Annotated in this window: 7 protein-coding genes; 2 read left to right on the top strand and 5 right to left on the bottom strand. The window is 69.4% G+C overall.

Going from position 1 to position 12,153, the window contains the following annotated elements:
• Positions 1–219: 219 nt before the first annotated feature.
• The 5 genes from purB to DNK54_RS10460 all read right to left on the bottom strand — a co-directional run bounded on the left by purB (position 220) and on the right by DNK54_RS10460 (position 9,324).
• On the bottom strand, positions 220–1,638 hold the full coding sequence (gene purB, locus DNK54_RS10445) for an adenylosuccinate lyase (RefSeq protein ID WP_239460022.1): 1,419 nt from the start codon (positions 1,636–1,638) through the stop codon (positions 220–222).
• A gap of 59 nt (positions 1,639–1,697) precedes the next feature.
• On the bottom strand, positions 1,698–1,856 hold the full coding sequence (locus DNK54_RS21095) for a hypothetical protein (protein WP_162602396.1): 159 nt from the start codon (positions 1,854–1,856) through the stop codon (positions 1,698–1,700).
• 51 nt (positions 1,857–1,907) lie between these two features.
• Positions 1,908–3,188, bottom strand: a complete 1,281-nt coding sequence (purD, locus tag DNK54_RS10450; protein WP_110206888.1) for a phosphoribosylamine--glycine ligase — start codon at positions 3,186–3,188, stop codon at positions 1,908–1,910.
• A gap of 44 nt (positions 3,189–3,232) precedes the next feature.
• Positions 3,233–7,945 (bottom strand): AAA family ATPase, encoded by a 4,713-nt coding sequence (locus DNK54_RS10455; protein ID WP_162602397.1) that lies wholly within the window; start codon positions 7,943–7,945, stop codon positions 3,233–3,235.
• Positions 7,946–8,040: 95 nt separating this feature from the next.
• Positions 8,041–9,324, bottom strand: coding sequence for an adenylosuccinate synthase (locus tag DNK54_RS10460; RefSeq protein ID WP_110206890.1), 1,284 nt, complete (start codon positions 9,322–9,324; stop codon positions 8,041–8,043).
• Between the two features lie 121 nt (positions 9,325–9,445).
• Between DNK54_RS10460 and DNK54_RS10465 the strand changes: the two genes are divergently transcribed.
• Both DNK54_RS10465 and DNK54_RS10470 read left to right on the top strand, forming a co-directional pair.
• A complete protein-coding gene (locus tag DNK54_RS10465; RefSeq protein ID WP_239460023.1) occupies positions 9,446–10,360 on the top strand; it encodes a diacylglycerol/lipid kinase family protein in 915 nt (304 codons plus the stop codon).
• A 158-nt stretch (positions 10,361–10,518) separates the two neighbouring features.
• The gene (locus DNK54_RS10470) at positions 10,519–12,117 is read left to right on the top strand and encodes a TolB family protein (protein WP_110206892.1); all 1,599 of its coding nucleotides are present in this window, start codon (positions 10,519–10,521) and stop codon (positions 12,115–12,117) included.
• The last annotated feature ends 36 nt before the right edge of the window (positions 12,118–12,153 follow it).

A 12,153-nucleotide genomic window follows, 5' to 3' on the forward strand; every position in this document is an offset into this window, starting at 1 on the left:
AAGACCAACTGACCATACCCGGCAAACCGCCCGACAAACCCGAATCCTCGAAGCGCTACTCGACACGTCCAGAGCCTGCGTCGAAACGCCAAGTTCAGCGTGTTGAGACGCCACTTTCAGACACTTGAGACGCCAGTTTCCTTGCACGACGCCGTGAAACTGGCGTCTCAAGTGTCTGAAAGTGGCTAGTCAACTGTCTACACGTGGCGTTTCGGCGGGTCAGAGGATCTCACCCGGGGCGTACGACGCAGCCTCCGGGTAACGCGCAGCCAGCGTCTCGACGGCGCTCACCACGGCGCGCACCTGGTCGACGGCGGCACCGGTGAAATCGATCGGCTCCGCGACCAGCGCACCGATCTGCTCGCGGGTGAGGCCGAGCCGCGTGTCGGCTGCCAGCCGGTCGAAGAGATCGTTGACCGCGAGGCCCTGGCGCATCTCCAGGGCCACACCGACCGCGTGCTCCTTGATCGCCTCGTGCGCGGCCTCGCGTCCGACTCCGTTGCGCACCGCCGACATGAGCACCTTCGTGGTGGCCAGGAACGGCAGGTAGCGGTCGAGCTCACGCTGGATGACGGCAGGGAAAGCACCGAACTCGTCGAGCACGGTGAGGAAGGTCTGGAAGAGGCCGTCGGCCGCGAAGAAGGCGTCGGGCAGGGCGACCCGGCGCACGACCGAGCAGGAGACGTCGCCCTCGTTCCACTGGTCACCGGCGAGCTCGCCGACCATGGAGAGGTGACCGCGCAGGATCACGGCGAGACCGTTGACCCGCTCGCAGGAGCGGGTGTTCATCTTGTGCGGCATCGCCGACGAGCCGACCTGGCCCTCCTTGAAACCCTCGGTGACCAGTTCGATGCCGGCCATCAGCCGGATCGTGGTGGCGAGGTTGGAGGGGCCGGCGACCAACTGCACCAGCGCCGAGACGACCTCGAAGTCGAGCGAGCGCGGATAGACCTGACCGACCGAGGTCAGCACGGCCTCGAAGCCCAGGTGCACCGCGACCCGGTGCTCGAGCTCGGCGAGCTTGGTGGCGTCGCCGTCGAGCAGGTCGAGCATGTCCTGCGCGGTGCCCACCGGACCCTTGATGCCGCGCAGCGGGTAGCGGGCCAACAGCTCCTCGACGCGCTGCACCGCAACCAGCATCTCGTCGGCAACGGTGGCGAACCGCTTGCCCAGCGTGGTCGCCTGTGCGGCGACGTTGTGGGAGCGGCCCGCCATGACCGTCGCCTCGTGCTCGGCGGCCAGGCGAGCCAGCCGGGCGAGTGTTGCGACAGCGCGGTCGCGGACCACCTCGAGCGAGCGGCGTACCTGCAGCTGCTCGACGTTCTCGGTGAGGTCGCGCGAAGTCATGCCCTTGTGGATGTGCTCGTGCCCGGCGAGCGCGCAGAACTCCTCGATGCGCGCCTTCACGTCGTGTCGGGTGACCCGCTCTCGCGCGGCGATCGAGGCGAGGTCGACTTGGTCGACGACCGCTTCGTAGGCCTCCACGACCCCGTCCGGTACGTCGATCCCCAGGTCGCGCTGCGCCTTCAGCACCGCGATCCACAGCTGTCGCTCCAGGACGATCTTGTGCTCGGGAGACCAGATCTCGGCGAGGTCGGCAGCGGCGTAGCGGGTGGCAAGCACGTTGGGCACAGTCACGGTGCCCATGATCTCACCCGCACCCGCCCGAGGAGATCACCGCCTCCGCTGACGAGACGTCAGTCGGGCAGCACATCGTCGAGCCGGATCACCACGGCGCCATAGCCGGGCACCTCGACCTCCCCGGTCGGATCCCGCGCATCGAAACTCGCCAGCAACTCCCAGCGCCCCTCGACACATCCAGACTCCTCTCCATGATCACCCGCGATCGGGCTCAAAGGAAGGCTGGCAAGCACCTCCGACGCATGGGGGTGCGTCAGAGCGGCAGCTCAGTCGCGGAGGGAGGCGCCTTCGGTCACGCCGAGCGGCTCGGCGGCGATGTCGCTGCGCCGCTGCATGCCGTCGAACGAGATCAGGTCGGCGGCTGCGTAGGCCCGGGCGCGGGCGTCGGCGACGTCGTACCCGAGCGCACGGACGGCGAGCACCCGGCCGCCGGCGGTGACCAGCGCCTGCTCACCGCCGGATCCGGTGACGGCGGTGCCGGCGTGGATCACGTCGACGTCGGCGACCCCGTTGGCACGGCCGACGCCGGTGATGACGTCGCCCTTCGAGGACGACTCGGGGTAGCCGGCCGAAGCCAACACGACGGTCACGGAGGCGCCGTCACGGAAGCGGGGCGGAGCGATCTCGGGCAGCCTGCCTCGGGCAGCAGCCAGCAGCAGCTCGCCGAGCGGCGACTCCAGGACCGCCAGGACCGGCTGAATGTCGGGATCACCGAAGCGGCAGTTGAACTCGATGACCTTGGGCCCGTCGTCGGTCAGGGCGAGTCCGACGTAGAGGCAGCCGACGAACGGCGCGCCCCGGCGCTCCATCTCGGCGAGCGTGGGGTCGACCACCTGCGCCATCACGGTGGCGGCCAGGTCGTCCGGCGCCCACGGGAGTGGCGAGTAGGAGCCCATCCCGCCGGTGTTGGGCCCGCGGCCACCGTCGAAGATCCGCTTGAAGTCCTGAGCCGGCTGCAGCGGGTAGGCCGCGTGACCGTCGCAGACCGCGAAGAGGGAGACCTCCGGACCGTCGAGGAACTCCTCCACGACCACGCGGCCGCAACCCGCGGCGTGCGCAAGTGCCTCAGCGCGGTCGGTCGTGACCACGACGCCCTTGCCTGCGGCGAGCGCATCGTCCTTCACGACGTACGGCGCCCCGAAGGCGTCGAGCGCAGCCGCGACCTCGTCAGGAGTGGTGCAGACGCGCGAGCCCGCCGTGGGCACCCCCGCGGCTGCCATGACCTCCTTCGAGAAGGCCTTGGAGCCCTCGAGCTGAGCGGCGGCGGACGAGGGGCCGAAGCAGGCGATCCCGGCTGCGGTGACCGCGTCGGCGACACCGGCGACGAGCGGCGCCTCGGGGCCGACCACGACCAGCTCGGCACCCACCTCCACCGCGAGAGCAGCCACAGCGGCGCCGTCCATCGGGTCGACCGGGTGGAGCGTGGCGAAGGCGCCGATCCCCGGGTTGCCGGGTGCCGCATGCACCTCGCTCACCGCGGGATCCCGGGAGAGGGCGAGCGCCAACGCGTGCTCGCGGCCGCCAGTGCCGATCACCAAGGTCTTCACGTGCGCGGAGTCTAGTCGGCACCTGCGCCACCGATGCGACAGCGTCAGCCCGGCGCGAACTCGGCCATGCCAGCCTCAACCTGGTCCGCCTCCGCGTGAGCTCCCAGCGCCCTGAGGACGCCGGCAAGTCCCCGTCCCGCCGCCTCGGAGTGGGGGTCGTCCGCCAACACCTTCCGGAAGAGTCCCGCCGCACCGATCAGATCGCCGCGCTCCGCCTCCAGTCTCGCCAACCTGGTGGTGGCGTGCCGCACTGCCAACTGCGCCTGCGCACGGACCCCGAGCGTCCACTCCGCATCGGCCTCGTCGGCAAACGGGTCACCCCGGTAGAGCTTCAGCGCCTTCCTCAACGCGGCACGATCGCCCGAGACCGCCAGCGCATGGAACTCGTCGAGATCGATGTCGAGGTGTTCGAGATTGAGCCGAAGCAGATCGTCGTGCAGCTGGACATGGTGCTGGGTCGCGGCGGCCCGCGCCGGATCCAGTGCCCGCCGCACGGTCGCGAGGGCGACCGAGAACCGATTGGCGAGATTCTCAGGCTCCTCGTCCGGCCACAGCAGGTGCATGGCCGACTCCCTGTGTACGGCGGCGCCACGGCTGGCGACCAGGTACTTCAGCAGGGTCCGTGCCTTGCGCGAGGTCCACCGCACGTGGCTGCCGTCAGCACCCACCACCGCGAATCCTCCGAGCACACGGATCTGCGTCCGACCCTCGGCTGCGTTCTCCACAAGGTTCGTCGCCACGGCCGGAAGGCGTCCCTCGTGCGCCTCGGCGGTCGCCCGAGCGTCGAGGAGGCGCTGGGCCGACGCGGCGAGGGCTGGCATTCCCATCCGCCGCGCTCCGGCGAGTGCCTGGCTTGCCAGCCCCGCGACGTCGAGGTCGGGATCGGCGTTACGGTCGCCGAACTCCGCAAGCGTCAGCTGGGCCTCGACGAGCCACGGCTGGGCGCCGACCCGTAGGCACAGGTCCCGTGCCGCCTCGAGATGACGACGTGCCTGCGCTGGCCGACCCAGGCACTCGTGCACCAGCCCGAGGGGTCGATCGACCGTGCCCCAGAACACGAGACCAGAACCGATCGTGACGACACGACCGGCGTGAGGGACAAGCAGTTCGAGGAGCTCCGTCATGCGTCCGCGATCGCCTGTCACGCGGGCGAGCTCTGCCCACACCGTCAGGGTCGCAAGTCCGTTGCGACCCTGCAGGAGCGTGGCCGGCTCCGGCAGCAGCGCCACCAGCGCGGCAGCAGCATCCGCGCGACCTTGGCTCTGCCAGAGCCAGGCCAGCGAGGTCGGCCACAGCGGCTCGTGGGGCTCCTCCTGTCGAGCCCGCAGGAAGAGGGACTCGAGGGCTGCGCTGTCACCTCGCTGCCAGGCGATGACCGCGCTCTGGGCGAGCCATGCCCCGCTCCTTCCGCCGTCATCGACCGCCTCCGTGTCGGCGAGCAGCTCCGCCGCGATCGCGGCGGCCCGGTCCGTGTCCCCGTCGAGGAGCGCGCGAGCACACCGGAACCGGCCCCGGATCCGGCCGGTCATCAGATGCGGCATCCTGGTGAGGAAGCTGCTGCGCCAGCTCAACGCGGCGTCGAGGGCGGGGGTCTCACCGGCTTCCAACAACGCGGAGAGCAGCAGGAAGTACGCGGCGTTGGCCAGCCACCGGATGTTCTGGGTCTCCACCTCGGTCAGGATCCGTTGTGCCGTCACGAGCCGGTCGGCCCTCGGCTCGAAGGGACCTGCGGCAAGTGCCTCCGCCACGAGCTGCGTCAGCTCGGCGACCGGATCGCCCGTGGCACTCTGATCGGCGGAGCGTCGAACGCGCTGCACCGACTCCCGGCCGCGGGTTGGATCGGTGGCGAACTCGGCCAGCGCCATCGTCAGCAGCACCTGCCTGCGGAGCGCCGTCTCGTGCGGGGCAAGGTGCGGAAGCACAGCAGCGCAGCGCCGGGCGGATTCCATCGCGCGCTGCCCCGTCGACTCGTGGTCGAGCTCTGGTCCGACCGCCGCTCGCGCCGCCTCGGTGTGGGCGCCTTCCGCGGCGGCGATCTCCCAAGCGTGGTCATAGGCCCCGTACGCCGCAAGCTGCTCTCCGACGAACCAGTGGCGTTGGCCCTGCGCAAGATAGTGCGAGGCGCGACGAGCGGTGAGTGCTTCGGCAGCGCGGAGCCAGTGGTCCACGTGTGGCTGCCACGCGGCAGCTCCGACGGACTCACACTGCCAGGCGGCGTCGGCGAGATGGACCCGGGCCAGCGCCGGGTCCTCGAGGGTGACTGCCAGAGCGCCGAGATGGAGGTCGATCGGTCCGGCGTCGACGGTGCCGTTGTGGGCGAACATCGTCGTGTACGGGGCGAGGGCGTCGTAGACCATCCGCGCGGTCCCGCGATCTTCCAGGGCTGCGACCGCGCTGGCCAAGAAGGCCAAGCCGGGGAGCCGGATCATGTCGTACGGCAGCTGCCCGAGCTCCTGGGCGGCGAACTCCGAGACGATCTGCTTCGCCTCCTCGGTACGGCCGACGACGGCGAACGCATAGGCGAGGCCCGCCTGCCAGGCGGGTACCGCAGCGGCGTGCTCGGCGACCTGTTCCTCGATGGCGTCGACCAGCTCCGCGATCCGGTTCCCGAGGAACCGCAGGCTGAACAGCTGCCCTGCATACCAGGTGAAGGCGTCCGGCTGGTCCAACGAGACGCCGTACTCGAGGGCCGCACCGGCGAGGCTCTCGCCGCGTTCCAGGTCGCCGCGCATCGCCGTCCGCGTAGCGATCCAGACCTGGGCCAACCAGAGCCGGACCGGTCGGTGAACCCGGGCTGCCAGGACTTCGGCCAACGCCAGCGCGTCATCGGAGGTGGCGAAGTCGCCGGTCATCATCGTGGACTGTGCGACAGCGACTGCGGCGTTGAGCAGGTGCCCCTCGTCGCCGCTGGTGCGCGCCAGCTGCTCGATCCGCTTGGCCAGCTCGACGCATCCACGCGGGTTCTCGAAGCTGGCGTACATCACCGAGAAGCGGTCACACAGGATGCTGATGAGCAGGTCGGGGTCGGCGACCTCCTCGGCGATCGTCGCAGCCGCGATGCTGCGCTCCAACACCCTTGCTCGCTCCCCTGGATCGCGGACGTTCTCCATCGCCCACATCGCGTTGAGCCTGGCCAACGCCTCCGAGTCCTCGCGCGGGCAGCGCAGCAGCGCCAGCTCGATGAGCTCGACGCGCTCCCTGTCGACGCCGGTCGTGCTCGAGTACCACCCACGATGGTTCGCGACGACGGCGCGCACCAGTTGGTCGACCTGGTCCGTCCTGGCGGCCTCGCGGGCTGCGTCGAGCAACGTGTCGCGGAACGCCGGGATGCCGGCGTAGAACTCGACCGTGCCGCGGGCGATCATCAAGTCGCACCGCTCCGCAGCCGGCGCACCTTCACCAAGCAGAGACTCAGCGCGAGAGTAGAGCTGCGCCGCGGCCGCGTGCCCGCGGCGGTCGCTGCTGAGCTCGGCCGCCCGGCGCAGGTGCATGCTCGCGCGCCGCTCCAGCTCGGGCTCACCGGAGCGACCGAGGTGGTGACCGAGCGCGCGATGGTGGCTCTCGGAGGCAGCGGCCGGCACCCGCTTCTGCAGCACCCCGCCGACCCGGCGGTGCAGGTCGGCGCGTTGCAACGGACCATGCCCGTCGTACAAGGCGGTCCGTACCGCGTCGTGGCAGAAGCGATAGCGCAGCGGGGCGGCCGAATGCTCCTCCACCAACGACGCCGCTGTCGCCGCCGTGAGGTGCCGGTCGACCTCGCTGACGGGCAACTCGACCGCCTCGGCAAGCACCGCGGGGTCGAACTCGCGACCGATCACGGCCGCCGTCTGCAGGCTGAGGCGAACCGGGTCAGGTAGTCGAGCGGCCCGCTGACGGATCACGTCAGCAAGCGCTGCTGGCACCACGGCGGACGCTTCGTCCCCCGCCCGCGACCCCCCATGCCCGTCGCCCCGTTGACGGGCGAGTTCCCGCACGAAGAGCGGGTTGCCGCCTGCCACGTCACGGACCCGCCCCACGAACTCTTTGGACCGTTGCGGCGCCGCGCCACCGAGCAGCAGTTCGGCCCCGATGAGCCGGTCGACCTCGTCATCGCTGAGCCCGGTCAGCGGAATCCTGGCGACCGTTCCCGAGGGCTGCAGAGGGCCGGCCAGGAAGGCGTCGGCCTGCGCCGACTCGAGTTCGCGCGATGTCAGCAACACCAGCAGTGGCAGCTCCCGGCAGGCGCCGACGAGGTACTCGATGACGCTCATCGTCTCCGGGTCTGCCCAATGCACGTCGTCAAGGAAGAGACAGACCCGATCCGTCGCCGCGGCGGAACGGAGCCAAGCGGCCAGCGCCTCCAGGATCCGCATCCGCGCCAGCGCCGGGTCGGCGCTCACTTCCGTCCTCGCCAGCGGGACGGCCTCGGAGAGCTCCGGGACCAGTCGGACGAGCTCGCCCGCTCCGGAGCCGAGACGTTGCACCAGGTCCGCGGGACCACGGCCAGCGAGATCCGCACGCAGTGCCTCCACGAGGGGCGTGAAGGCGCTGCCGAGGAACTCGGGGCAGCGACCCCGAAGCACCCGGGCTCCTTGCCCGCTCAGCTCGGCGAGGAACTCGGCGGCGAGGCGAGTCTTTCCGATCCCCGGCTCGCCGGTGATCGTGATGACCCGCAGGCCGTACGGCGCGCGCTCCCACGCCTTGCCCAGCTGCTCCAGTTCTCGGGTCCTACCGACCCAGGGCACGCCTGCGGCCAGCACGTCCCGAACCCCCTCCACCTGACTGAGATCCAGACCCTAGCCCAGACAAGCGACGCGTTCAGGACATTCCCGAAGAACCCCAGCAGGGTGCCACGATCCGATCGATCCGAAGGTCAGTCGTGGACGACGATGGTCTGCTCACGGCCGGGGCCGACGCCGATCCCCCAGAACTTCGCGCCGCTCAGCTCCTCGAGCGCCTTCACATAGACCTGCGCGTTCGGCGGCAGGTCGGCGAAGGTACGGCACCCGGAGATGTCGGTCTGCCAGCCCTCGAAGTACTCGTAGACGGGCGTCGCCCGCTCGAACTCCGGCTGGGTCATCGGCATCTCCTCGACCCGCACGCCGTCGATCTCGTAGGCGACGCAGACCGGGATCCGCGCCCACGAGTCGAGCACGTCGAGCTTGGTGAGGAAGAACTCAGTGAGGCCGTTGATGCGCGCGGCGTAGCGGGCGATCACCGCGTCGTACCAGCCGCAGCGCCGGGTCCGGCCGGTGGAGACGCCGATCTCGCCGCCGATCCGCTGCAGGTTCTCGCCGTCCTCGTCGAAGAGCTCGGTCGGGAACGGGCCGGAGCCCACCCGCGTCGTGTAGGCCTTGATCACGCCGATGACGCGGTCGATCCGGGTCGGGCCGATGCCGGCACCGGTGCACACCCCGCCCGCGATCGGCGAGGAGGAGGTCACGAACGGGTAAGTGCCGTGGTCGACGTCGAGCATGGTCGCCTGGGCGCCCTCGAAGAGCACCGTCTTACCCTCGTCGAGCGCCCGGTTGAGCAGCAGCGAGGTGTCGGCGACCATCGGGCGCAGCCGATCGACGTACGCCGTCAGCTCCTCCACGACCGCGTCGACCTGGATCGCACGGCGGTTGTAGACCTTGGTGAGCACGTGGTTGCGGATGTCGAGCGCTGCCTCGATCTTGGTGCGCAGCACGTCTTCGTCGAAGAGGTCCGCGACCCGCACACCGACCCGGTTGACCTTGTCGCCGTACGCAGGCCCGATGCCCCGCCCGGTCGTGCCGATCTGGTTCTTCCCGAGGAACCGCTCGGAGACCTTGTCGATCGTCGAGTGGTAGGAGGCGATGATGTGTGCATTGGCGCTGACCACGAGATCCGCCACCTCGACGCCGCGCTCGATCAGCCCGTCGAGCTCCCGGAAGAGCGCCTCGGGAGAGACCACGACGCCGTTCGCGATGACGCTGGTCGCTCCCGGCGTGAGGATGCCGCTCGGCAGGAGATGGGTGGCGTACTTCTCACCGTTCACCACGATGGTGTGACCGGCGTTGTGGCCGCCACTGGTCCGCACCACGTAGTCGATCGGGCTGGAGGTCGCCAACAGGTCGGTGGCCTTGCCCTTGCCTTCATCGCCCCACTGGGCACCGAGAACAACAACTGCGGGCATCTGGGAGTCACCCCTTAGACAAAGAAACAGCCCCGATGCAATGCACGGGGCTCTTGCGCCCGCACGCTACCACCTCGGCCCAGGCCGACCACGATTCGCGAACTCATGGCACGCTCTCCGGGTGAAGCCGATTCTCGTCATCACCAACCCGGGCGCCGGCGGCGATCCGGCAGAGCTGGAGCGCGCCTTGGACGTGCTCCGTGCGAAGAGCTCCGTGGAAGTTGCGGAGACCAGCAATCCCGGGGAGCTCGACGGTGTCCTGCATCGCGCCGGCAGTCGCACCCTGGTCGTCGCGGGCGGCGACGGCAGCCTCCACGCCGTGGTCTCCACCCTGCACCGGCGGCGTGAGCTGGGGGACCACACCCTCGGCCTGATCCCGCTCGGCACTGGCAACGACTTCGCCCGCGGGACCGGGCTGCCCCTGGACCCGGCGGAGGCGGCGGAGGCGGTGCTCACCGGCACGCCCACGCCGACCGACCTGCTGGTCGACGACGCGGGCAACGTCGTGGTCAACCACGTCCATCTCGGCGTCTCCGCGGAAGCCGGCCGGCTCGGCGCTGGGGTGAAGTCGGTGCTCGGCAAGGTAGGACTCGGTCGGGTCGGCTACCCGATCGGCGCGGTGCTGTCGGCGATCAACCCGCGGGTGCTCCGGCTCCGGGTGGAGGTCGACGGCGAGGTCGTCAACCCGCCCGGCCAGCGGGTGCTCATGGTGTCGGTCGGGATCGGCTCCGATGTCGGCGGCGGCACCACCCTGACTCCGGACGCCGACCCTTCGGACGGCCGGGCCGACGTGATGGTCTCGCGGGCGGTGAGCCGGCGCGCCCAGCTGGGGTACGTCGTACGTCTGGGGCGGGGGGAGCACACCGAGCGACACGACGTGACCACCGTCCGCGGCAGTCGGGTGAGCGTCTCGGGTGAGAAGTTCTGGTGCAGTGCCGACGGCGAGATCGACGGTCCCGTACGCCGCCGCACCTGGCACGTGGAGGAGGGCGCCTACCGCCTGCTCCGGCCGCGCGTCTCCCCCACGACGAGCTGAGCGCCAACAATGGTCGCCGACTCAGCAGCTGCGCGTACGCTCATGGCGCGCTTTAAGAAACCTGTAAGACCCCCGGCGATGGTGGCCCTTCGCTCTCTTGATCGAAAGGCCATCTCTTGCGTCCCCTCGAGACTAGTACTCCAGGCACCCTCCGCCGCATGTCTGCCGTCGCACTGCTCAGTGCGACGGCGATCGTCGGCAGCGCACTCGCGAGCCCCAGCGCCGCCGCGACCACCAAGCCCTTCACCGACCGTGTCAGCGTCACCACCGGCGGCTTTCACGGCGGGCACGGAGGAAGCACGCTCGGCGACCGACCTATCCAGAGGGACTCGCTGAGCAAAGATGGACGCTACGCGCTCATTGAGTCGGCAGCCCCGCTGACAGGGAAGACGCACCACACACTAAACGTCCAAGTCTTTCTGCGCGACCGCAAGCTAGGGACGACCACGCTGGTGTCCGTAGGCCACCGGGGCCAACTGGCGAACCAAGGCAGCTTTGACCCTGTCATGAGCGACGATGCGCGGTACGTTGCCTTCCAGTCCTACGCAACTAACCTGGTTCCCGACGATACCAACGGCAAGTCAGACATCTTCGTACGCGACCTCAAGGCGAGGACCACAACGCGGGTCAGCACCAGCACCAACGGCGCCCAGTTGACAATCCCCGGCCCGTCCACCTATGGCGCCGGGTCGCCGGCGATCAGCCCCGAGGGTCGCTACGTTGGCTTCGTCAGCGGCGCCTCCGGCTTGGTCAGCGGCGACAGCACGGCGACAGAGGCCTACCTCAAAGACACCGTGACCGGAGAACTTGAGATGGTCAGCCGGGGACAGCACGGGCTTGCAGAAAGCGTCCTACCTGCATCCTCGCTTGGCATCAGCCGTCACGCTAGGCGGGTCGCCTTCCACTCCGGCAGCTCGACGGTAGTCCCGGGCGACACCAACAGCGATCCGGACATCTTCATCCGCGACCGGACCGCAGGAACGACAGCCATGGTGCCGGTCGGCGAAGATGGAAGCGGGCAACCCGCACTCAGCGCCGACGGGACGCGCATTGCGTTCGTGGCTCGGAACACGCCTGCATTGGTCGCCGGTGCCCCGGCGGCAATCGACGTCGTCTATGTGCACAACCTGGTGAACGGCACCACAGCCGCGGTTAGCCGCAGCTCAACTGGCGCTTGGGGCAATGCCCACAGCACGGCACCGGCCATCAGTGCTGATGGCCGCTACATCAGCTTCACCTCAAGCGCGAGCAATCTGGTCGCTGGCGACACTAACGGACAGGCCGACGTCTTCCGTCACGACGCCGTGACCGGTCAAACGACCCGGGTCAGCGTGCGCAGGAACGGCGGTCAGAACGCACTGAGCAGCCGCAGGTCGGCGATCAGCGGCGACGGGCAACACGTGCTCTTCGAGACTCATGGCGGCAACCTCACCCCCGTCGGCACGGGCGGCTGGGGCCAGGTGTTCGTCCGATCGCTCAACGGCGCCTATCCGGCGCTGCTCGCGAAGGTCGGTAAACTGCCCAAGAAGATGACGTGGAAGCGCAAGCATCCGAAGGCCAAGGTCGCTACCTCCGGAATCGCCGCCAAGCAGTCACTGCAGGTCATCTGGAAGAGCGGCAAGAAGAAGATCACGACGACGGTGACGGTCAAGAGCAAGAAGTTGGTACTCAAGGCGCCACGGGCCCGCGGCAGATACAACGTCACCGTCCGGTACGCCGGCCATCAGCTCCGCAAGGGCAGAGTCACCATCCGCTGATCGGTGGAGAAGTCCACCCAAAAGGATTAGGGGTGT

The organism is Nocardioides daejeonensis (assembly GCF_003194585.1).
Classification (GTDB): domain Bacteria; phylum Actinomycetota; class Actinomycetes; order Propionibacteriales; family Nocardioidaceae; genus Nocardioides; species Nocardioides daejeonensis.

Bases quoted from the DNA above. Each gene is read 5' to 3' on its own strand.
- DNK54_RS10460 (WP_110206890.1), bottom strand. From the start codon at position 9,324: ATGCCCGCAGTTGTTGTTCTCGGTGCCCAGTGGGGCGATGAAGGCAAG.
- DNK54_RS10470 (WP_110206892.1), top strand. From the start codon at position 10,519: ATGTCTGCCGTCGCACTGCTCAGTGCGACGGCGATCGTCGGCAGCGCA.